17 protein-coding genes are annotated in these 21,859 nt (G+C 57.1%); 13 read left to right on the top strand and 4 right to left on the bottom strand.

The features are described 5' to 3' along the window. Positions 1-88: 88 nt before the first annotated feature. Together EYY67_RS09195 and EYY67_RS09190 are read right to left on the bottom strand one after the other, a co-directional pair. Positions 89-679 (bottom strand): TetR/AcrR family transcriptional regulator, encoded by a 591-nt coding sequence (locus EYY67_RS09195; protein WP_131693369.1) that lies wholly within the window; start codon positions 677-679, stop codon positions 89-91. A 37-nt stretch (positions 680-716) separates the two neighbouring features. Beyond that, positions 717-1,841, bottom strand: coding sequence for an HlyD family secretion protein (locus EYY67_RS09190; RefSeq protein ID WP_095921774.1), 1,125 nt, complete (start codon positions 1,839-1,841; stop codon positions 717-719). Positions 1,842-1,920: 79 nt separating this feature from the next. On the opposite strand from EYY67_RS09190, the gene EYY67_RS09185 reads away from it, so the two are divergent. The 3 genes from EYY67_RS09185 (at position 1,921) to phoA (ending at position 6,417) form a co-directional block, all read left to right on the top strand. After that, on the top strand, positions 1,921-3,480 hold the full coding sequence (locus EYY67_RS09185; RefSeq protein ID WP_095921773.1) for a DHA2 family efflux MFS transporter permease subunit: 1,560 nt from the start codon (positions 1,921-1,923) through the stop codon (positions 3,478-3,480). A gap of 257 nt (positions 3,481-3,737) precedes the next feature. Beyond that, positions 3,738-4,658, top strand: coding sequence for a L,D-transpeptidase family protein (locus tag EYY67_RS09180; RefSeq protein WP_095921772.1), 921 nt, complete (start codon positions 3,738-3,740; stop codon positions 4,656-4,658). Positions 4,659-4,986: 328 nt separating this feature from the next. Beyond that, positions 4,987-6,417: an alkaline phosphatase gene (gene phoA / locus EYY67_RS09175; RefSeq protein ID WP_131693368.1), complete on the top strand. Its 1,431-nt coding sequence runs from the start codon at positions 4,987-4,989 to the stop codon at positions 6,415-6,417. A 61-nt stretch (positions 6,418-6,478) separates the two neighbouring features. Here the strand turns inward: phoA and EYY67_RS09170 are convergent, their stop codons facing one another. Beyond that, positions 6,479-7,390, bottom strand: coding sequence for a cation diffusion facilitator family transporter (locus tag EYY67_RS09170; protein WP_119827242.1), 912 nt, complete (start codon positions 7,388-7,390; stop codon positions 6,479-6,481). Positions 7,391-7,654: 264 nt separating this feature from the next. Here EYY67_RS09170 and EYY67_RS09165 point away from each other — a divergent pair, with 264 nt between their 5' ends. The 3 genes from EYY67_RS09165 to EYY67_RS09155 are packed head-to-tail and all read left to right on the top strand — an operon-like array spanning position 7,655 to position 12,076. Continuing rightward, the gene (locus EYY67_RS09165; RefSeq protein WP_131693367.1) at positions 7,655-8,845 is read left to right on the top strand and encodes an HlyD family secretion protein; all 1,191 of its coding nucleotides are present in this window, start codon (positions 7,655-7,657) and stop codon (positions 8,843-8,845) included. Then, on the top strand, positions 8,842-10,410 hold the full coding sequence (locus EYY67_RS09160; RefSeq protein WP_095921767.1) for a DHA2 family efflux MFS transporter permease subunit: 1,569 nt from the start codon (positions 8,842-8,844) through the stop codon (positions 10,408-10,410). Before EYY67_RS09165 ends, EYY67_RS09160 begins: the two co-directional genes overlap by 4 nt. Continuing rightward, positions 10,394-12,076 carry an efflux transporter outer membrane subunit gene (locus EYY67_RS09155; RefSeq protein ID WP_131693366.1) on the top strand — a complete coding sequence of 561 codons (1,683 nt, stop codon included), beginning with the start codon at positions 10,394-10,396 and terminating at the stop codon, positions 12,074-12,076. Before EYY67_RS09160 ends, EYY67_RS09155 begins: the two co-directional genes overlap by 17 nt. 7 nt (positions 12,077-12,083) lie before the next feature. Here EYY67_RS09155 and EYY67_RS09150 read toward each other — a convergent pair whose 3' ends face one another. Beyond that, positions 12,084-13,025, bottom strand: a complete 942-nt coding sequence (locus EYY67_RS09150; protein ID WP_131693365.1) for an AraC family transcriptional regulator — start codon at positions 13,023-13,025, stop codon at positions 12,084-12,086. A 163-nt stretch (positions 13,026-13,188) separates the two neighbouring features. Here EYY67_RS09150 and EYY67_RS09145 point away from each other — a divergent pair, with 163 nt between their 5' ends. From EYY67_RS09145 to EYY67_RS09115, 7 genes are all read left to right on the top strand, one after another. Then, entirely contained in the window at positions 13,189-14,022 is an 834-nt protein-coding gene (locus EYY67_RS09145) for an oxidoreductase (protein WP_131693364.1), read from the top strand. A gap of 134 nt (positions 14,023-14,156) precedes the next feature. After that, complete coding sequence (gene corA / locus EYY67_RS09140) at positions 14,157-15,164, top strand: magnesium/cobalt transporter CorA (protein ID WP_131693363.1); 1,008 nt, start codon at positions 14,157-14,159, stop codon at positions 15,162-15,164. Positions 15,165-15,341: 177 nt separating this feature from the next. Then, the gene (locus EYY67_RS09135) at positions 15,342-15,761 is read left to right on the top strand and encodes a hypothetical protein (protein WP_131693362.1); all 420 of its coding nucleotides are present in this window, start codon (positions 15,342-15,344) and stop codon (positions 15,759-15,761) included. 187 nt (positions 15,762-15,948) lie between these two features. Continuing rightward, complete coding sequence (locus tag EYY67_RS09130; RefSeq protein WP_242675594.1) at positions 15,949-16,209, top strand: copper-binding protein; 261 nt, start codon at positions 15,949-15,951, stop codon at positions 16,207-16,209. A 14-nt stretch (positions 16,210-16,223) separates the two neighbouring features. Then, a complete protein-coding gene (locus tag EYY67_RS09125; protein WP_131693360.1) occupies positions 16,224-17,477 on the top strand; it encodes a TolC family protein in 1,254 nt (417 codons plus the stop codon). Next, on the top strand, positions 17,477-18,721 hold the full coding sequence (locus EYY67_RS09120; RefSeq protein WP_131693359.1) for an efflux RND transporter periplasmic adaptor subunit: 1,245 nt from the start codon (positions 17,477-17,479) through the stop codon (positions 18,719-18,721). The genes EYY67_RS09125 and EYY67_RS09120 overlap by 1 nt, the downstream gene beginning before the upstream one ends. Beyond that, entirely contained in the window at positions 18,718-21,852 is a 3,135-nt protein-coding gene (locus tag EYY67_RS09115) for an efflux RND transporter permease subunit (RefSeq protein WP_131693358.1), read from the top strand. The genes EYY67_RS09120 and EYY67_RS09115 overlap by 4 nt, the downstream gene beginning before the upstream one ends. Positions 21,853-21,859 lie beyond the last annotated feature (7 nt).

The raw sequence follows: 21,859 nt of genomic DNA, 5'->3' as shown, positions 1-21,859 counted from the left end.
TGTTCGGGCTTAATTAATAGCGCGGCACTTGCTCTTAATACCCCACCCCAACCCTCCCCTTCGCTGGGGAGGGAGCAATTCTGAGAGTTTATTCTTCCTGCAAATTTAACCGCGCTTTCAGCGACGTCTTCGCCCTTTCCAGCAGGGCATCGGATACCTGCCTGTCCGGCTCGCAACGCGCCAGCGACAAACTGCCCATCAGCTCCGCACTTATTGATATTGCCAGCGTTTGCGGATCCTCCACGCCCATTTCCGTTAACTGGCGGATAATCATGCCACGAATACGTTCGATGCCGCGCGCGAACTCAGCCTGACAAGGCGCAGGCATTCGCGGTGTTTCCGACGCCAGCGCGGACACCGGACAGCCCTGTGCGCGGTTATCACGGTGCCATGGCGACAGGTAGAAATCGATATAGCCCGCCAGTTGCTGTTTCGCCGTCAGTCCCTGATTATCTTTATCCCAGCGCGCCATCACCTGATTAAACATCTGTTCGATCGCCGCTTCGATCAGGGCATCTTTCGAGGCAAAGTGCGCATAGAACCCGCCGTGGGTCAGACCGGCTTTGCTCATCACCCCCGCCACACTGACCTGTAACGGGCCTTTGGCGCGAATGGCTTTCGCCGCTTCCTTCACGATCCGCTCGCGGATTTTCGGTTTATGTTCACTTTCGTAGCGCATAGAAACACCCTGATAATCAGAAAATTGCCGCCACAGTTTACCTGACGGGGTCGGTTAACGAAACGCGCGCATCGACGGATAATCCGGGGCGCAGGATCGCTAAATCCGGCTGACCGGCATCAAGGTGGATCCGTACCGGCACCCGCTGAACAATCTTGGTGAAGTTACCGGTGCCCGGCTCAAAAGGTAACAGTGCAAACGTTGAACCGGACCCCGGCGCCAGACTGTCGACTTCGCCACGAAACGTCACGCCCGGCACCGCATCAACCTGCACCTCCGCCCGCTGTCCCGGCTGCATTCTGCCGGTCTGCGTTTCTTTGAAATTAGCGGTCACATAAATGCCCTGTTGCGGTACCAGCGTCATCAGCCGCTGACCGGGCGTAACGTAGTCGCCAACCTGTACCTGCCGGTTGCCCGCCACGCCATCAACGGCGGCAAAAATGGTGGTGTGATTAAGATCCTGTTGCGCCAGATCTTCCGCCGCCTGCGCCTTCACCACGGCGGCTTTCGCCAGTGCCAGCGCCGCCAGAATTTCTGCCCGCTGCGCGTGCGTGACCGCCGCCTGATTTTGCGCGACATCCAGCATCGCGGCGGCGTGCGCCGACGTTTGTTCTGCCGTCACTGCCACCGTTTTATAGCGGTCGGCATCATTACGGGACGTCGCACCGCTGGCCGCCAGCGACTGATAGCGTTGCTGTTCGGCTTCGGCATGTTGTTGCTCCGCACGCGAAGAGCGGATCGCCGTACGTGCCGCGTCTATCTGGGTCAGCGCCAGTTGCTCCTGCGCCTGCTGACTCAGCAATGCCGCTTCCTGTTGTGCCACCTGCGCCCGGGCATCTTCCAGTTCACCCTGCGCCGAGGCCAGACGCGCCGTGAACTCTTCGCTGTCGATCAGCACCAGTTTATCGCCGGCATGAACCTGCTGGTTATGGCGAACCAGCACCTTCGAGACAAAGCCTTTTACTTTTGGCGCAACCGTGGTGGCATCCGCCGTCAGATAGGCATCATCGGTGGATTCCGACGCAGGCGCTGCCAGTAACCATGCCGCCCCGCCCAGCGCCACCGCCAGGGCAATGCCGCTGACCACAAAGATCCGCTTTGACCGTTTATTCGCTTTCACTGCCGGGACCGGGATCCCTTCACCTGCCGTTGCTTCACTCATTTTTTATTCCGCTCATTGCATGATGGTCATCATATTAATATGATACTCATCATGCAAACAAGCCCCGGGATCTCACAACATGTCTGCCACCCTGACTCCAGCCGCGGCGCTCTCGCCTGCGGATTATCCGACGTCGCGCAAGTTTTTGATTTTCAGCATTATGGCGTTCGGCATGTTTCTGGCGCTGATCGACATTCAGATCGTCGCGGCTTCCTTAAACGATGTGCAGGCCGGGCTTTCCGCCGGTCCCGACGAAATCAGCTGGGTACAAACCTCGTATCTGATCGCTGAACTGGTGATGATCCCCTTCTCGGCCTTTCTGACGCAGGCGCTCTCCACCCGCTGGTTGTTCAGCGCGTCGGCGGCGTTATTTACGCTCAGCAGTATTGGTTGCGGATTGTCGTGGAATATCGAGTCGATGATCTTCTTTCGTGCCTTGCAGGGCTTTACCGGCGGGGCGATGGTGCCGACGGTGTTTGCCACGGGCTTCGCGATGTTTCAGGGCAAACAGCAGGCGCTGATCCCGGCGATCCTCGGCATGGTCAGCGTACTGGCCCCGACCCTCGGCCCGACGGTCGGCGGCGTGGTGACACAGTTGCTCGACTGGCGCTGGATTTTCTTCATCAATATCCTGCCGGGCATTCTGGTGGCGACCGGTGCGGTGATGTTTATTCATGTCGATAAAGCAGATTTTTCGATGCTTAAACGCATCGACTGGGTACATTTGCTGTCGATGGCGATTGCGCTGGGCTGTCTGGAATATGTGCTGGAAGAAGGCCCGCGCAAAAACTGGTTCAGCGATCCGCAGATCCAGATTTCGGCGTGGTTCTCGCTGGTGGCTTTTGTCTTGTTTCTCGAACGCTCCTTTTATTCCAAAAACCCCATCGTGCGTCTGACGCCGTTCCGCGATCCGACATTTACCTTCGCCTGCCTGTTCAATCTGGTGGTCGGTTTCGGCCTGTACGCGTCCACTTATCTGACACCGGTTTTCCTCGGCCGCATCCGGGATTTCAACAGTCTGGAAATCGGCACTACGGTGTTTGTGGTCGGCGTCGGACAGTTCTTCAGTACCATCATCGCCGCCAGATTAATTAACCGCGTTGACCGCCGGTTGCTGATCGCCGTGGGATTATCGGGCTTTGCGCTCAGCTTATGGCTGACCACCGCCGTCACGACCTACTGGGGCGCGGGGCAATTTTTCTGGCCGCAGGTGGTGCGCGGGTTATTCATTATGTTGTGCATCGTCCCAAGCGTGAACATGGCGCTGACGGCCTTTCAGGGGCCGGAACTGCGCTACGCCTCCGGGTTGTTTAACCTGATGCGCAACCTCGGCGGTGCCATTGGGATTGCCACGGTCAATACCTGGTTGCAGGACTGGACACGTATGCATGCGGCCCGTTTCGGCGACACCCTCGGCCAATACGGCGATCAGGCGCAGGAAGTTATCGGATCGCTGGCGGATAAGATCGGCCATCTGACGCCGGATACCGCACAGGCCCTGCTGATGGCAAAAGGGTTATTCGGGGCAAAAGTGGCCGCGCAGTCACTGACGCTGGCTTTCAACGATATCTTTCAGGTCATGGCCTGGATGTTTATTGCCGCGCTGGTGATGGTGCCGTTTTGCCGGAAGTCATCCTAAAAAGTAAAGGAATTGTGCAGGCTGCCGCAAAAAATGCGCTTGCGGCAGGGAACTTTTCCAACAAGGTGAGAAAGCTTTGGCCTGTTTGAAATAAATCCTTATAATTAGCGGCCCTGAAAGGTGATTCGTTACACATACTGAGTGCCTTTCAAGTGCTATGTGCAAGTACACTATTCCTCCGGCCGGTTTCCATCGGGTCGGGGGGAATCAACATCCTGACAACAACTGCCAGTGTGGCATTAACGACCAACGAAAATATGAAAATGAGCATTCGCGCAATCCTTACCCTGGTTTTGGCAGTTGCTGCATATAGCCAGGCGTCTTTTGCTGTGGTCTACCCTCTTCCGGCCAATAACGGTCGTCTGGTCGGTGAAAACATCACAGTTATCGTTCCTCAGGGCAGCAGCCTGCCACTGGAACATTTCGCAGCGCAATACCAGATGGGTTTGAGCAACATGCTTGAAGCTAACCCTGGTGTTGACCCGTTCCTGCCAACGCCGGGCACCGTGCTGACTATTCCTCAGCAGCTGATCCTGCCGGAAACGCCGCATGAAGGCATCGTCATCAACAGTGCTGAAATGCGTCTGTATTACTACCCTAAAGGCACCAACACCGTGGTGGTTCTGCCAATCGGTATCGGCGAACTGGGCAAAGACACCCCGATGAACTGGGTGACCACCGTTCAGCGTAAAAAAGCCGGTCCGACCTGGACGCCGACCGCAAAAATGCATGAAGAATATGCCGCACGCGGCGAATTCCTGCCAGCCGTCTTCCCTGCAGGCCCGGACAACCCGATGGGTCTGTACGCGCTGTACGTTGGCCGTCTGTATGCGGTTCACGGCACCAACGCCAACTTCGGTATCGGTCTGCGCGTAAGCCACGGTTGTGTGCGTCTGCGTGATGCTGACATCAAATGGCTGTACGACAATGTGCCGCAAGGCACCCGCGTTCAGTTCATCAACGAACCGGTGAAAGCCACCGTTGAGCCGGACGGCAAGCGTTACATTGAGATCCACAACCCGCTGTCCTCTAACCAGGAAGAGTTTGATTCCCAGCAGCCACTGCCAATCACTCTGACCGGCAGCGCAAGCAGCGTATCGATGGATCCTGCGGTTAATCAGACTGTGGTTCAGCGCGCCATTGAGATGCGTGCAGGTATGCCAGTTCAGATCAACTGATAATCTCTTCGACGTTTTTGTGAAAAAGCCCCGTTCATCGGGGCTTTTTTTTTGCAAACGCATAAGAGACTACGGATTACTCCCTCCCCTGCGAAGGGGAGGGCTGGGGTGGGGTATTACAGACAAATCATCGACCTGAAGTTTACTCAGCCAACCGTTTTGCCATTAATACCCCCTCCCCGCCTCCCCCTTCGCAGGGGGAGGAGTAAAGCAAAATCCATTCCATCACTGTCATTAAACCGTCACAACTCTCCCTTAACCTTCCGGTAACAAAAAATATCCATATGTATGTTTTTATTTCCGACGGTTTAAAAAAGGAGTTTTGATAATGCAACAATCCGTATCCCTCATCGCCCGCGCAGTCAGTGCCGCCCTGCTGCTTTCCGCCTCTGCTACCTCACTCGCCGCCGAAACCGACACGCTGACTGACCGCGCGGCAAAAGGTGTGCTGACCGAACCGGGCGGTGCCCGTCGTCTGAGCGGTGACCAGACCGCGGCGCTGAAAGCGTCGTTATCCGACAAGACGGTGAAAAACGTGATTTTGCTGATCGGCGACGGTATGGGTGATTCTGAAATTACTTCTGCACGTAACTATGCTGAAGGCGCAGGCGGCTATTTTAAAGGCATCGATGCCCTGCCGCTGACCGGCCAGTACACCCATTATTCTCTGGACAAGAAAACCCGTAAACCAAGCTACGTCACCGATTCCGCCGCTTCCGCGACAGCCTGGACGACCGGCGTTAAAAGCTATAACGGCGCGATTGGCGTGGATGTAGACGGTAAAGATCACCAGACTATCCTTGAGATCGCCAAAGCCGCAGGCAAGGCGACCGGCAACGTCTCCACGGCTGAATTGCAGGATGCGACCCCTGCCGCGCAGATCGCCCACGTCACCTCGCGTAAGTGCTATGGTCCGGAAGAAACGGCGGAGAAATGCGCCAGTAACGCGCTGGAAAATGGCGGGCGCGGCTCAATCACTGAGCAGTTATTGCAGACCCGTGCGGATGTGACGCTCGGCGGCGGCAGAAAATCTTTCGGCCAGCTGGCGAAAGCCGGGGAATATCAGGGTAAATCCCTGAAAGATCAGGCGCTGGCACAAGGTTATGTGTGGGTAGAAAACGCGGAACAGCTCAGCGCGATCACCCAGGCCGATCAGAAGAAACCGGTGCTCGGCCTGTTCTCTGAAGGCAACATGCCGGTGCGCTGGCAGGGTCCGAAAGCCACTTATCACGGTAACATCGATAAACCGGCCGTGACCTGCGAAGCCAATCCGCAGCGCACAGCCGATATCCCGACGCTGGCCGCCATGACGGAAAAAGCCATCGACCTACTGAAAGCTCATCAGAACGGTTTCTTCCTGCAGGTGGAAGGTGCCTCGATTGATAAACAGGATCACGCAGCGAATCCGTGCGGACAGTTTGGTGAAACTGTCGATCTGGATGAAGCCGTGCAGAAAGCACTGGAGTTTGCCCGTCAGGATGGCAACACGCTGGTTATCGTCACCGCCGACCACGCCCATTCCAGTCAGATTATCGAAGCCGATGCCAAAGCACCCGGCCTGACGCAAACGCTGACCACCAAAGACGGCGCCCCGATGACCATCAGCTACGGTAACTCAGAAGATGATTCGCAGGGACATACCGGAACGCAACTGCGCATTGCCGCGTTCGGCCCGCATGCGGGGAATGTCGTCGGTCTGACCGACCAGACGGATTTGTTCTATACCATGCGGGATGCCATGGCGATTAAAGCGCAATAGTGAGGGTTTTGCTTTGCTCCTTCCCCTGCGAAGGGGAGGGAGTAAACTTCAGGCCTCAACCTTAGTGCAATAAATTATCCAGTCTGTCGTCATCAATCCCGTCCGGCTCCAGATGTGCTGTCACATCCGCTGATTTGAACAGTTTGCTGACCGCCATTTCCGCCGCATCACCGATATCGTGCCCGATATCCACCGTCAGGTTACCGTCAACCTCGACGTGGAATTCGACGAAGACGCGGTCGCCGCCGTTACGGGTGCGGATGTCGTGCACACCGCGTACCCCTTCCACACTTAATACCGCCGCTTTTACGCGCTTACGGTCGTCGGCGCTCAGTTCGCGGTCCAGCAATTGTTTCAGTGCATCCGCCGCCATGCCACGGGCATTCCACAACATATAGAAAGAAATCAGTAACGCGCCGATGGAATCGGAACGCGTCCAGCCGAAATAACGTTCAAATATCAGCGCCAGCAGGACGGCGATATTCACCGCAACGTCGGTGATGTAGTGCGCGCGGTCAGCGGCGATGGCGGTCGAACCGGTGCGTTTCACGACGTAAGTTTGCATCAGCACCAGGCCGGTTGCAGCCAGTGAACTTCCGATGATCACCCAGATCCCCAGCCCCAGTTGCGCCAGCGGCGCGGGGTTAATGATACGCCCGATGGATTCACCGCCGAGCACCAGCCCTGCGCCTCCCAGTAAAAGCGCCTGCACAAACGCCGCCACGGCCTCCGCCTTGCCATGTCCGTAGCGATGGCCTTTATCCGCCGGACGAATGGCATAACGCACGCCAATCAGCGTCACCATCGACGCCAGCACATCCACCAGGCCATCGGCGGCGGAGGTCAGCAGCGCAATCGAACCGGTGGCGGCCCATGCCCAGACTTTGACGCAAACCAGGATCAGCGCGACACACAGTGACACCAGCGAGGCAATACGGGTCAGCCCTTTATAGGACGGCGCAGGACGGGTCATGGTTTGCCCCACAGGAGCGGATGTTGTTGGGAATTTTTCACGCGAATTTCCTGAAACAGAGAATCAACTTTATTTGATAAATACAAATACCAGCCCAGCATTATAACCCATTTCCCACTTTTAAGACGTTCCCTATGGTTTGGATCTTCGTGCCATCTTTAAGGTTAATTGACATGGATTTACTTGCATTTACATCAATACGTTCTAGCTTAAAACAAGATTTCTTTGTTCCGGCGCGTGGCCGCTGATAACCAGAAGAGCACTATGACAAACGATAACAAAACACAGTCTTCGGCGTCCGCTGACGCCAATACCGAACACGATTCCAGCCAGGTCAAATCAGGAGAAGGTCACAAACAGGATCCGAAAGACCAGAAAGATCCGGACAATAACAATCAGGATAATGATGAAAAGCGCAAAGGCCCCGGCAAAAAGCCGTTGATCATCCTCGGAATTGTCGTGGTGATCATGGTGGTGGTGGCGCTGGTGTGGTGGCTGATGACCAAAGATCAGGTCAGCACCGACGATGCCTTTACCGAAGGCGATGCCGTCACCATTGCGCCGAAAATCGCCGGTTACGTCACCAGTCTGGCGGTAAAAGATAACCAGTTTGTGAAGAAAGGCGATTTGCTGGTTGAAATCGACCCGCGTGATGCCACGGCGCAGCGCGATCAGGCGCAGGCGCAACTCGGTCTGGCCGTCGCTCAGTTACATCAGGCGCAGGCGCAATATGATCTGGCGAAAGTACAATATCCGGCGCAGCTTGCGCAGGCGAAAGCTCAGCAGACCCGTGCTGAAGCAAACCTGCTGAATGCCACCGCCGATTTCCGCCGTCAGCGCGGCGTAGACCCGCGTGCCACCACACAACAAAATATTGATACGTCCAATGCGCAGGTGCGTTCTGCAACGGCTGATCTGGAAAACGCCAAAGCGCAGGTGCAGGTTGCCGCACAGGTGCAGCTGAATATCCGTCAGGCCGAAACCAACGTCGAAGCCCGTCAGCAACAGGTGGAACAGGCGAAAGCTCAGCTGGAAACCGCGACGCTCAATCTGTCCTATGCGCAGGTGCGCGCGCCGTTCGACGGCTATGTCACTAAACGTAATGTGCAGGTCGGCACGCTGGTGCAGGCCGGGACTTCGCTGTTCTCGGTGGTATCGAAAGATATCTGGATCGCCGCGAACTATAAAGAATCCCAGCTCGAACGTATGCGTCCGGGCAACAAAGTAGAAATCACCGTGGATGCCTTCCCGGACATCAAACTTCAGGGCCATGTGGACAGTATCCAGCAAGGCACCGGCTCGCGCTTCTCGGCCTTCCCGGCTGAAAACGCCACCGGTAACTACGTGAAAATCGTGCAGCGCGTGCCGGTGAAAATCGTCATCGACAGCGGGCTGGATGAGAATCACCACCTGCCGCTGGGGCTGTCTGTTGAACCGACGGTGACCGTCGAATGAATGAAGATCGCAGCTACTGGAAACCCAAGGCCAATCCGTGGGCAGTTGCCGCCGTCGTAACCATTGCGGTGTTCATGGAGATTCTGGACACCACCATCGTTAACGTGGCGCTGCCGCACGTCGCCGGATCGCTGTCTTCCAGTTATGACGAATCCACCTGGGTGCTGACGTCCTATCTGGTGGCGAACGGTATCGTGCTGCCCATTTCAGCGTTTCTCAGCCGCGTGATGGGGCGTAAAACCTACTTCCTGATTTGTATCGGCATGTTCACCGTGTGCTCCTTCCTGTGCGGGATCGCCACCGAACTGTGGCAGATGATTCTGTTCCGCATTTTGCAGGGCTTTTTCGGCGGCGGTTTGCAACCGATCCAGCAATCGGTATTGCTCGATTACTTTAAACCGGAAGATCGCGGCAAGGCGTTTGGTCTGTCTTCGATTGCCATTATCGTCGCGCCGGTGGTCGGCCCGACGCTCGGCGGTTACATCACCGATAACTTCAGCTGGCGCTGGGTATTCCTGATCAACATTCCGGTCGGGATCATTGCGTTGCTGGCGATTTATCAGCTGCTGGAAGATCCGCCGTGGGAACGCAAGGCCAAAGGCAAACTCAGCATCGATTACATTGGTATCGGGCTGATTGCACTGGGTTTGGGTTGCTTACAGGTAATGATGGACCGCGGCGAGGATGATGACTGGTTTAAATCCGGCTTTATTGTCACCTTCGCCGTACTGGCCGCAACGGGGATTGTCGGGGCGATTTACTGGCTGCTGTACGCCAAAAAGCCGGTGGTCGATTTGCGCTGTATGAAGGATAAAAACTTTGCCGTCGCGGGCTTACTGATGGCCGGTATGGCGATGATTCTGTACGGCAGCTCAGTGGTGATCCCGCAACTGGCGCAGCAGCAACTGGGTTACACCGCCACGCTGTCGGGGCTGGTGATGTCGCCGGGGGCGATACTGATCGTGCTGTCGATCCCGCTGGTGCTGAAACTGATGCCGGTGGTACAGACCCGTTACATCATTGCGTTCGGTTTCTTCCTGCTGGCGGCCTCGTTTATCTATTCGGCGACGCTGACCCCGAATGTCGATTTTGAAACGCTGGTGCTGTACCGCAGTGCGCAGTCGATCGGGCTGGGTTTCCTGTTTGTGCCACTGACCACCATCGCGTTTATTACCATCCCGCAAAAAATGAACGCCGACGCCGCCGCGCTGTTTACCATGTTCCGTAACGTCGCGGGGTCGATTGGTATTTCGCTGGCGACAGCCGGTGTCACCGAGCGAACGCAGGCACACAGCGCGCATATGGCGCACAACATGTCGCCGCTCAATGAACAGTTTAATCAGGCGGTCAGCAAAAGTGCCGAAGCGATCCGTGATTTTGCCCACGTGGTCGGCGACCCTATGCAACTGGCGACGGTGCGGATGTATCAGGAAATGATTTCCCAGTCGCGCATTCTGGCCTACATCGACGTATTCGGTTACTGCGCCATCGTCGCCATTATTTTGATCCCGTTTTGTTTTCTGCTTTCGCCGGTTAAGAGCGAAGGTAATGCCGGAGCACATTAAGTTGAACAAGAAAAGCTCTACTCTGAGAATTCAGCCATCAGTGATACCGTCCTGCTCCTCCCCCTGCGAAGGCGGAAGCCGGGAGGGGGTTTTACATTCAGGCACCCGGTTCCTGACACTCTCGACCTTAACGCTGGTATTAGCGGCATGCTCGGTTGGCCCGGACTACCAGAAGCCGAATCCGGTGACGCCGACGGCGTATAACGATATGACGCAGCCGAAAGACAAAGACGGCGCGTCAATCGCCCTGCCCTCGGAACCCAATCCGTTGTGGTGGAAAGCCTTTAACGACCCGCAACTCGACAGCCTGATCAGCCGCGCGATTGCCGGGAATATCTCGCTGCAACAGGCGGTGCTGCGCATTGCCGGTGCCCGCGAACAGGTGAAACAGGCCGAAGGCGCGTGGCTGCCGTCGGTGCAGGGCAGCGCGAAAATGACCCGCCAGCAGCTCGGGCTGAAAGGTATTCTGGATTCCAGCGGCGCGTCGCAGCAACTTGACGATCTCGGTCCGGAAGCCTCCGGCGCTATCGGCGCGGCCACGCGACCGGTGAATTTGTATCAGGGGAGTTTCGATGCCAGCTGGGAGCTGGATTTGTTCGGCGGCACGCGGCGTCAGGTCGAAGCCGCCAATGCGCAGACGCAGTCCTCCATCGAACAGCGCAACGATGCCCTTGTGTCGCTGGAAGCCGAAGTCGCCCGCGCCTATCTGCAACTGCGCGGGGCGCAAAGCGTGACGGCGGCAATTCAGACACAAATCGACGTCGCGCAGCAAACGTTAGACCTGACACAGAACCGTCAGCAGAACGGGCTGTCGCCGCAGCTTGATGTCGAAAATGCCCGTGCGCAGTTAGGTTCCCTGCGCGCCCAGTTACCGCAATATCAGGCGCAGGAACGTCAGGCGATGAACGGGCTGGCAGTATTACTCGGTCAGACGCCAGGCTCGCTGGATGCGGAACTTTCGGCCGTGAAACCGATGCCTGCCCTGCCCGCTGCCGTGCCGGTCGGCGTACCGTCACAGCTGGCGCGCCGTCGTCCGGATGTGCGCAAAGCCGAAGCCGATCTCCATGCCGCCACCGCGAATATTGGTGTGTCCGTCGCGCAGATGTTCCCGAGTATTTCGCTCACCGGCCAGTTTGGTATGCGTAATACCGACGTCAGTTATCTCGATAACTGGAGCAGCCACTTTTACTCCTTCGGCCCGCAGATTTCCCTGCCGATTTTCCAGGGCGGACGTCTGGTCTCCAGCGTGCACCTTTCCCGCGCACAACAGGCCAATGCCGCGCTCAACTATCGCCAGACCGTGCTGACGGCGCTTCAGGATGTGGATAATGCGCTGGTGAATTACCGCACCGATCAGGATCAGGTCAGCGGATTAGATCAGACCACCGAAGCCTTGCAGACCGCCTTTGATCTGGCCAGCGACAGTTACCGTCAGGGGCTGTCTACGTTCATCAACGTGCTCGATGCCCAGCGCCAGCTGGCACAGGCGCATCAGCAATCAGCCGAAGCAAAAGTGAAAACCAGCACCGATCTGGTGTCGCTGTACAAAGCCCTGGGCGGCGGCTGGGAACCGTATCAGAACGTAGAACTACCGACCTACACCGTGTTTGGCCCGGCAGCCACGCCGGAGGTAAAAGTCAAAACCACCTCTGGCATAACGCCTTAATCGCGATTTAATGCGAAGAAATAAAGTCTGAAGGCGTGACCGGGGCAGGAAGGGAAAAATTCTGTCTCATGCGCGCCACTTCGCTGACCGGCGTCAGCCCGAATAAGCGTTTAAATTCGCGGCTGAACTGCGACACACTTTCATATCCCACCCGCGCGCTGGCCGCCGAGGCGGTCAGATTATTGCGTAACATCAGTAATCTGGCCTGATGCAATCGGGTGGACTTGAGATACTGCATAGGCGAGGTATCCGTCACCGTTTTAAAGTGGCTGTGAAACGTCGGCAGGCTCATGCCCGCTTCTTTCGCCAGCGCATTCACATCGAGGTGCGAATCGTATTCTGCGTGCAGTTTCCGTAATGCCTTCACCACTTTGCCAAACTGTCCCTGCATGGCCAGCGCGCTGCGCAACGTGCCGCCCTGAGCGCCGGTCAGCACGCGGTAATACAACTCGCGCATCATTACTTTGCCCAGAATTTCCGCATCGAGCGGAGATGCCATCACCTGCAAAAACCGCAAAACCGACGCCCGCATCGCATCATCCATCAGACTCGACACCATACTTTTCGGCGCTTCCACCTGCGGCGCGTGGCAGGCATCAAGTTGCAACATCAGTTCCGCCGCCAGACTGAAATCGAGTCGCAGATAAATGGCCAGCATCGGTTCGCTGGCACTGGCGTCCGTTTCCATGGTGAAAGGCACCGGCACCGACACGGTCAGATAATGTTGCGCGTCATACAAATAGACATCATTGCCTAAAAAGCCACGCTTTCTGCCCTGCACCACGATCACAATCCCCGGCTCATATAACACCGGCGTACGCAGCAGCGGACGGTTTGAGCGTAAAAAGCGCACATCCGCCAGCGCCGTGAGGTTGTAGCCTTCAAGGGGGGTGAGCTGGTCCAAAAGCGCGATCATCTGTTCGGTGACTGTCAAAGCCGGAAACCTCATTTCAACCTGAAAATATCTCGCGGAAAGTGAATGAAGTGTCGCACCGGGAATCCGCCGCGTCCAGACACCTCAGAGGAACAGGCAAACATCTGAGAGGATCGGGGCTACGTATTTGATGTTGCCCGCCCTATTCTGCAACTCCGCTTTTAAACGAGGAGTTTATATGAGCCAGTCTAAATTATTCTTCATCACCGGCGTCAGCAGCGGATTTGGCCGTGCGCTGGCAGAAGAAGCCCTGAAAGCCGGGCACCGTGTCGTCGGCACGCTGCGCAATGCACAGGCCTGTGCAGAATTCGACGCACTGGTCCCCGGCCGCAGTTTTGGCCGCGTACTGGATATCACGGATTTCGGGGCGGTCGCTCCGCTGGCGGCAGCCGTGGAACAGGAAACCGGTGCGGTTGACGTGCTGGTCAACAATGCCGGTTACGGTCACGAAGGGATTATGGAAGAGTCGCCGTTAAGCGAGGCGCTGCATCAGTTTGATGTCAATGTGTTTGGCGCGGTGGCGGTGATCAAAGCCTTCCTGCCCTATTTTCGTCAACGCCGCGCCGGACATATTCTCAACATCACATCAATGGGGGGATTTATCACGATGCCCGGCATCAGCTATTACTGCGGCAGTAAATTCGCCTTACAGGGAATTTCTGAAACCCTGACCAAAGAACTGAAGCCGTTCAATATCGCGGTCACCACCATTCAGCCGGGGTCTTTCCGCACCGACTGGGCGGGACGTTCGATGGTGCGATCGCCGCGAACGATCAGTGATTACGATGCCAGTTTCGATCCGGTGCGGGAAACGCGGGAAAAACGCAGCGGACATCAGCCGGGCGATCCGCAAAAAGCCGCGCAGGCCATGTTGCAACTGCTTGAAGTCCCTGAGCCACCGGCCTCACTGTTACTCGGCAGCGACGCGGTGACATTCGTGCGGGAAAAGCTGCACCAGATGAACGCCGGTATAGATGCGTGGGAAGCGGTCAGCCGTTCCACCGACGGCTGAAGCCGTTTTTTTCTGAAACACTCTTTTAAGATCCCCGGTCAGCGCTTTTTATCAGACTGCGCTATTCTGTTCAGACACTGAAATCATCCTGCCTGCGGGCAGGATTTTTGTCTGAATAACAATCGGGTAAAATAATGAACTCCATTTCCAACGAAGATAAAAAACCCAGCTGTGATTCAGTGATCAACAGCGTGGCTTACCGCGACGGTAAGCGTTTGCAGGATGTGACCGTCGAAGACATCAGCGAAGTGCTGAAAGAGCCGGAAACCTTTGTCTGGCTCGGGCTGTGGCAGCCGGAAGATGCGTATATGCGCAGCATTCAGGAAGAATTCGGTCTGCACGATCTGGCGATTGAAGATGCACTGACCGCCCATCAGCGGCCAAAAATCGAGCAGTACGGCGAGTCGTTGTTTATCGTCACACACACCGCGCAAAAGGTGAACGACACCATTGAGTACGGTGAAACGCACATGTTTCTCGGCAAAAACTTCCTGATTACTATCCGCCACGGCGCGTCGTCGAGTTATAAAGCCATCCGTAAACACGCCGAAGAGCGCCCGGAAATGATGAATAAAGGGCCGGGTTATGCGCTGTATTGTGTGCTCGATTCCATCGTCGATAATTATCTGGAAATTCTGCATCAGTACACCGAACAGTTTGATGCCATCGAGAAACAGATGTTCCAGAACACCTTCAATCAGCAGGCCGTTCAGCATGTCTACAGTCTGCGGCGCGATTTGCTGTCGCTGCGCAACGCGGCGGTGCCGATGGAGGATATCTGTAACCAGCTCAGCCACCATTATGAAGAACTGATGCCGAAAAGCCTGCGGGCGTATATTCGCGATGTGCAGGACCACGCCAATCAGGTGATCCGCACCACGGACGATATGCGGGAAATGTTATCGAACGCCATGCACGTCAATCTGGCGCTGGTGTCGGTGCATCAGAACGAAGTGGTGCAGCGGCTGGCGGGCTGGGGGGCGATTCTGGCGATCCCGACGGTGATTTTCAGCCTTTACGGCATGAACTTTAAAAATATGCCGGAACTGGATGACTGGTGGGGATATCCGGTTACGCTCGGTGTCACCGTCATCGGTTGCGGATGGTTATACTGGAAACTGAAAAATTCTGGCTGGTTGTAAATATATTATCACCGGAAGCCGCACTTTAATTAACATGCGAATAACAGAAGCCGCTGTTATTCGCGTTCTTTAATTATCCTGACAATTTAAATCCTGAGTTATTCTGTTTCTCCTTTCCTCTGTGTGTTATTTGCTTATATACTCATCCGCATCTTTCCTTTGGAAATAATCATTAACATGTCAGTCCGTTTCGCGATTTCACAGTTTATGCATTCACTGCGCTTGCCCGGCAAGCGGGTCAGTGCGTTGCTGTTCGCGTTATGCTGGCTGATCCTCAACTCGCAAATCGCCCTCGCCAGCCATCAGTGCGACATGCGCCCGCCGGTGGAAAACACCGCGATGGCGCATAACATGACCATGCAAATGCCTGATTCTCCTGAGCATATGCAGAGTCAGTCGCTGCTGTGTGAAAAACATTGCGTGCCGGAAAGAACCTCGTCTGACGGCGGTTCTGTCCCGCTGCTGGCGCTGCCCGTCGTGCCGACCCTGGCGATGATCACTGTCGATGCCAGTATCGCCGTCACCACTGCAGACTGGGTCGCGCCGCCGGTAACCGCCCCTCCCGCTGAAGTTCAGTTCTGCCGATACAGAGAATAGCCCCTCCTGTCCTGAGTGTTTTTCTGCACTCATTATTCAATGAAATGAATTAGCCATTTATTTTCTGAACAATGGCAATCTTTTATCTGATGACAGTATTGGAGTTATTCCCATGCGTGCTATTTTAAATTTAACTTTGTTTAGTCTTTTCTTTATTTCCGCTTATTCTTTTGCCGATGCCATGCCAATGGATCACGATCATAACGCGATGCAGCAAAATGCGCAGATCTATACCTCCGAAGGTGTGATCACCCAATGGCAGTCTGACCGTGTCGGTATTTCCCATCACGCCATTCCCGCGCTGAAATGGCCGGCCATGACCATGAATTTCCGTCTGCCGCCGGCGATCACCGCCAACGCCCTGCCCGCCGGGACACCGGTCGCTTTCAGCTTTGTCAAAACTGACACCGCGTATCAGTTACAGACACTGACACCGCTGAATCGCTGACAGGGAGCGCCATCATGTTTGATTTACCGCGTCACCGCCGGGTGACGTGGCAATGGCTGCTGGCTTTTATGCCGGTCAGCGCCTTTGCCACACCTGTTTCCCTGCCACAGGCACTGGTCGCCGCGCAGGATTATTCCGCAGAGCTTTCGGCCAGTCGTCATCAGATAAACGCGCTGGATAACCGCGCCGAATCGGCCATGCAGTTGCCCGATCCGAAGCTGAAATTTGGTATCGAAAACCTGCCGGTCAGCGGCGGCAATACCGACCGGTTCAGCCGCGAAGGCATGACCATGGAACGTATCGGCATCATGCAGGATTACGTCAGCAGCGATAAACGCCAGCGCAAAGCTGACACGCTGCGGGCGGAATCCCGTCAGGTGGCAGCCACCCGCCAGAGTATCCGGGCGCGATTGCAACGGGACACCGCGCTGGCGTGGATGGAACTGGCGACGGGAGAACAAACCGTCACGCAGTTACACACACTGGTGGATGAAAGTCAGCGGCAGATTGACGTACAGCGCGGCGCGGTCAGCAGCGGCAGTTCGCTGCCCGCCTCGGTGCTGGATGCCCGGCTGACGCTTGCCGGCATGCAGGACAAACTCACCGCCGCTGAACGGGATGTGCTGCTGGCGCGCACCCGTTTAAGCCAGCTGACCGGTATTGATCAGCCCGACATTCACGGGGCGATACCGGAAATCAGCGCGCTTCCGGCTCAGGCGACGGAAGCCGCCAGTGTCGAGCAGCATCCTGAAATTATTCAGGCGCGGCGGGAAGCCGATGTCGCGCAGGCAAAATCGTCACAGTCGGCCATTGCCGCCCTGCCGGATGTCGGCGTAGAAGTCTATTACGCCCACCGCGCCGACAGTTATGAGGATCTGGCGGGTGTGATGTTCACCGTCGATTTGCCTCTGTTCACCGCCTCACGCCAGGACAAAGATCATGCCGCCGATCAGTCGATGGCGATGGAAAGCAATGACCGGCTGGCGCAACTTGTCCGCGATCATCAGGCGCAGCTGACCACTTTGCTGGCGCAATATCGCGCGGCCAGCACAGTGTGGCAGCGGCAGAAAAACGACGTGCTGCCGTTACAGCAACAGCGCATCAGCGTCGTTCAGGCGCAGTATCGCGCCGGGAAAAGCAGCCTGAATGAGGTGCTCAGCGCCCGCCGTGACCTTATCGACAGCCAGATTGCCGAACGTAATGCCGCCCTTGAGGTCGCCCGCTATTGGGTCGCCCTGCGTTATCTTGCCCCTGTGGAGATGAATTAATGACTTCCGCTAAAACCTGCGGCCTGCTCGCCGCGTCCGTGCTTATCGCGCTTGCTGCCGGATTTACCGCCGGACGCCACAGCCAGCCCGACGCACCATCCGCTTCCGCCACGCCCGCAGAACGCAAAGTGCTTTACTGGTACGACCCGATGACGCCGGATCAGCGTTTCGATAAGCCCGGCAAATCACCGTTTATGGATATGGATCTGATGCCGCGCTACGCCGATGAGGTGGCCGACGACGGCGGTGTGACGGTCAGCGCCCGCCAGCAGCAAAATCTCGGTATGCGCAGTGAAAAGGTGCAGATGCGGATGATTTCCACGCCGCTGAATGTTTACGGCACGGTCAGCGCCGATGAACGCAGCCTGCGCACTGTCGCCGCGCGGGCGAACGGGCTGGTGGAAAAATTGTATGTGGCCGCCAGCCAGCAGCAGGTGAAAAAGGGTCAGAAACTGGCCACCCTGTGGATACCCGACTGGACTGCCGCGCAGCAGGAATATCTGGCGGTGCGCCAGCTGGGCGACCGCAGCCTGACCGCTGCCGCCCGTCAGCGTCTGGCGTTGCAGTTTATGCCGGAAGACGTTCTGCGCCGCGTCGATAAAACCGGCCAGCCGCAAACCCGCACCGATGTGCTCGCACCGGAAGACGGTTATCTCAGTCAGCTTTCCGTGCGCGAAGGGGCACAGGTCAGCGCCACGCAGCCGCTGTTCGAACTGACCAGCCTGAAACAGGTATGGATGGTGATGGATTATCCGCCTTCCGCCGCCAGCCAGATCCACACCGGCAGCAAAGTCACCGCCAGCACGGACAGCCAGCCGGGCGAGGTGTTTCACGGCACGGTCAGCGAATTACTGCCGGACGTGGATGCCGTCAGCCGCACGCTGAAAGCCCGCGTGGTGATGGATAATCCGCAGCAAAAACTGCGTCCCGGCATGTACCTGAATCTCTCGCCAGATATCAGTACGCAGAAACCGGTGCTGGCGATCCCGCAGGAAGCGCTGATCCAGACCGGCAGCCGCAATACCGTCCTGCTCAACGACGGCAACGGACATTTCACCCCGCAGGCGGTGATCACCGGCGCGACCCGCGATGGCTGGACGCAGGTACTTTCCGGTCTTGAGGAAGGTCAGTCTGTGGTCACCTCCGGCCAGTTCCTGATCGACTCGGAAGCCAGCCTGCGCAGTGCGCTTCCTGCCACCGAAGCTCAGCAACCGGACGCACATCAGCACGGAGGTGATTTATGATTGCCGCCGTGATCCGCTGGTCGCTGAAGAACCGGCTGCTGGTGTTACTCGCCGCGCTGATGATGGCGGGCTGGGGCATCTGGTCATTGCAAAAAGCCCCGCTGGATGCCCTGCCGGATCTCTCCGATGTGCAGGTGATCGTGCGCGTGAGTTACCCGGGCAAGGCGCCGCAAATCATTGAAGATCAGGTGACCTATCCGCTGACCACCACCTTGCTGTCGGTGCCGGGCGCAAAAACCGTGCGCGGCTTTTCTATGTTCGGCGATGCCTATGTTTACGTGCTGTTCGACGACGACACTGACCCGTACTGGGCGCGCTCACGGGTGCTGGAATACCTGAGTCAGGTGCAATCCTCATTGCCTGCCGGTGCCAAAGCCTCGCTGGGGCCGGATGCCACCGGTGTCGGCTGGATTTATGAATATGCGCTGACTGACAAAACCGGTAAACACAGTCTGGAGCAACTGCGCGCCCTGCAGGACTGGACGCTGCGTTATGACCTGAAAACCGTGCCAAATGTCTCCGAAGTAGCAAGTCTAGGCGGGATGGTGCGCCAGTATCAGGTGGTCGCCGATCCGCAGCGGATGCGCGCCCGTGGCGTGACGCATCAGCAGTTAGTCAGCGCCTTACAAAGCGCCAATCAGGAAAGCAGCGGTTCATTACTGGAAATGGGCGAAGCCGAATACATGGTGCGCACCTCCGGCTATCTCAGCAGTCTGGCGGATTTCAACAATGTGGTGGTGACGGTTAACAGCGGCATTCCGGTATTGCTGGCAGATGTGGCGACCGTGCGCACCGGCCCCGAACTGCGCCGTGGCGTGGCGGAACTGAACGGCGAAGGCGAAGTGGCGGGCGGCGTAATTGTGATGCGTTCCGGCAAAAATGCGCTGGAAACCCTGAAGGCGGTGAAAGCGCGGCTGAATGCCCTCGCCCGCACGCTGCCCGCAGGCGTGGAAATTGTGCCGGTTTACGATCGCCAGCCGCTGATTGAGAACGCGGTCGACACCCTGTCGCATAAACTGCTGGAAGAATTCGTGGTGGTGGCGGTGGTCTGCGCGCTGTTTCTGTTCCACTTCCGCTCGGCGCTGGTGGCCATCATCACCCTGCCGCTCGGTATTCTCGGGGCGTTTATCGTCATGCATTATCAAGGGGTCAGCGCCAATATCATGTCCCTCGGCGGTATCGCGATTGCCATCGGCGCAATGGTCGATGCGGCGATTGTGATGATCGAGAATATGCACAAAGTGCTGGAGCAATGGCGGCATGATCATCCCGGCCAGCAGCCTGCTTCAGCGGATTACTGGAAGGTGTCTGAGCGCGCCGCCACGGAAGTCGGTCCGGCGCTGTTTTGCAGCCTGCTGATCATCACCCTGTCGTTTATTCCGGTGTTTTCACTGGAAGCACAGGAAGGCCGGATGTTCTCACCGCTGGCATTCACCAAAACCTATGCGATGGCGGTGTCTGCCGGACTGGGTATCACGCTGGTACCGGTGCTGATAGGGTATTTTATTCGCGGCAAAATCCCTGACGAGAACGCCAGCCCGATCAACCGCTGGCTGATCGCCGCCTATCAGCCGGTGCTGTCCGCGGTCCTGAAACGCCCGAAAACCACGCTGGTGTTCAGCGGTCTGTTTCTGCTGGTGTCACTGTATCCGCTGGCGAAACTCGGCAGTGAATTTATGCCACCGCTGGATGAAGGCGACCTGCTGTATATGCCCTCGACGCTGCCCGGCATTTCCGCCCGTGAAGCCTCGCGGTTACTGCAACAGACGGACCGGCTGATCAAAACCGTGCCGGAAGTCGCCAGCGTGTTTGGCAAGGCCGGACGCGCCGACAGCGCCACCGACCCCGCGCCGCTGACCATGATCGAAACCACGATCCGTTTTAAACCCCGTGACCAGTGGCGGTCAGGCATGACGCCGGACAAACTGGTGACGGAGCTGGATAACGCGGTGAAATTACCGGGCATCGCCAACGTCTGGGTGCCACCGATCCGCAACCGTCTCGACATGCTGGCGACCGGCATCAAAAGCCCGGTCGGTATCAAGGTGAACGGTAATAACATTGCGCAGATCGGGCAGGTGGCGCAACAGATTGAGCACATCGTCAGGCAGGTTCCCGGCGTCACTTCGGCGCTGGCCGAAAGGCTGGAAGGCGGCCGTTATGTTGATATTGATATCAACCGGCGTGAAGCTGCACGTTACGGTGTCACGGTTGCTGAACTGCAATCATTGGTCTCGACGCTGGTCGGCGGGGAAAATATCGGCGAAACGCTGGAAGGCCGCGAGCGTTATCCGATCAACCTGCGCTATCCGCGTGAATTGCGTGACAACGTGCAGGCGCTGCGCGATTTACCGGTGCTGACCGCTTCCGGTGCGCAGGTGCCGCTGTCGGCGCTGGCTTCCGTCAACATCACTGACGGCCCGCCGATGCTGAAAAGCGAGAACGCCCGCCTTTCGGACTGGATCTATGTGGATTTGCGCGGCCGGGATTTGAAATCTGCCGTCGAAGACATGCAGCAGGCGGTGAATCAGCAGGTGACCTTGCCGGAAGGCGTCACGGTGAGCTGGTCCGGGCAATTCGAATATCTCGAACGCGCCACGGCAAAACTGAAAGTCGTGCTGCCGGTGACATTGATGATCATCTTCGTGCTGCTGTACGTCACATTCAGCAACGTGCGCGACGCATTGCTGATCATGGCGACCCTGCCGTTCGCCCTGACCGGCGGCGTCTGGCTGTTGTATTTACTCAGCTACAATCTGTCGGTCGCTGCCGCCGTCGGATTTATCGCCCTCGCCGGTGTCGCCGCCGAATTCGGGGTGATCATGGTGCTGTATCTGAATCAGGCCGTACAGCGCCAGCAGAAAACCGGTGATGCGCTGAGTGAAGCCGAACTGTGCGACGCCATACATCACGGCGCGGTGCTGCGCGTGCGTCCGAAAGCCATGACGGTCGCCACCATTATGGCGGGTTTGCTGCCAATCATGTGGGGCGGAGGAACCGGTTCGGAAGTGATGCAGCGCATCGCCGCACCGATGATCGGCGGCATGGTGAGCGCCCCGTTATTGTCGATGGTGGTGATCCCGGTGGTGTATTTGCTGATGCATCGGAGGCGAAGAAACAAAACGGGTTAAGGAAAAG

Source organism: Rahnella victoriana (assembly GCF_004330295.1).
Taxonomy (GTDB): Bacteria; Pseudomonadota; Gammaproteobacteria; order Enterobacterales; family Enterobacteriaceae; genus Rahnella; species Rahnella victoriana.
Note: the sequence above shows the minus strand (reverse complement) of the source record. Positions and strands in the feature narration are given on the sequence as shown.

Excerpts from the sequence above, each read along its gene's own strand:
- EYY67_RS09195 (WP_131693369.1), bottom strand. The coding sequence starts at position 679 with ATGCGCTACGAAAGTGAACATAAACCGAAAATCCGCGAGCGGATCGTG.
- EYY67_RS09190 (WP_095921774.1), bottom strand. The coding sequence starts at position 1,841 with ATGAGTGAAGCAACGGCAGGTGAAGGGATCCCGGTCCCGGCAGTGAAA.
- EYY67_RS09185 (WP_095921773.1), top strand. The coding sequence starts at position 1,921 with ATGTCTGCCACCCTGACTCCAGCCGCGGCGCTCTCGCCTGCGGATTAT.
- EYY67_RS09180 (WP_095921772.1), top strand. The coding sequence starts at position 3,738 with ATGAAAATGAGCATTCGCGCAATCCTTACCCTGGTTTTGGCAGTTGCT.
- phoA (WP_131693368.1), top strand. The coding sequence starts at position 4,987 with ATGCAACAATCCGTATCCCTCATCGCCCGCGCAGTCAGTGCCGCCCTG.
- EYY67_RS09170 (WP_119827242.1), bottom strand. The coding sequence starts at position 7,390 with ATGACCCGTCCTGCGCCGTCCTATAAAGGGCTGACCCGTATTGCCTCG.
- EYY67_RS09165 (WP_131693367.1), top strand. The coding sequence starts at position 7,655 with ATGACAAACGATAACAAAACACAGTCTTCGGCGTCCGCTGACGCCAAT.
- EYY67_RS09160 (WP_095921767.1), top strand. The coding sequence starts at position 8,842 with ATGAATGAAGATCGCAGCTACTGGAAACCCAAGGCCAATCCGTGGGCA.
- EYY67_RS09155 (WP_131693366.1), top strand. The coding sequence starts at position 10,394 with ATGCCGGAGCACATTAAGTTGAACAAGAAAAGCTCTACTCTGAGAATT.
- EYY67_RS09150 (WP_131693365.1), bottom strand. The coding sequence starts at position 13,025 with ATGAGGTTTCCGGCTTTGACAGTCACCGAACAGATGATCGCGCTTTTG.
- EYY67_RS09145 (WP_131693364.1), top strand. The coding sequence starts at position 13,189 with ATGAGCCAGTCTAAATTATTCTTCATCACCGGCGTCAGCAGCGGATTT.
- corA (WP_131693363.1), top strand. The coding sequence starts at position 14,157 with ATGAACTCCATTTCCAACGAAGATAAAAAACCCAGCTGTGATTCAGTG.
- EYY67_RS09135 (WP_131693362.1), top strand. The coding sequence starts at position 15,342 with ATGTCAGTCCGTTTCGCGATTTCACAGTTTATGCATTCACTGCGCTTG.
- EYY67_RS09130 (WP_242675594.1), top strand. The coding sequence starts at position 15,949 with ATGGATCACGATCATAACGCGATGCAGCAAAATGCGCAGATCTATACC.
- EYY67_RS09125 (WP_131693360.1), top strand. The coding sequence starts at position 16,224 with ATGTTTGATTTACCGCGTCACCGCCGGGTGACGTGGCAATGGCTGCTG.
- EYY67_RS09120 (WP_131693359.1), top strand. The coding sequence starts at position 17,477 with ATGACTTCCGCTAAAACCTGCGGCCTGCTCGCCGCGTCCGTGCTTATC.
- EYY67_RS09115 (WP_131693358.1), top strand. The coding sequence starts at position 18,718 with ATGATTGCCGCCGTGATCCGCTGGTCGCTGAAGAACCGGCTGCTGGTG.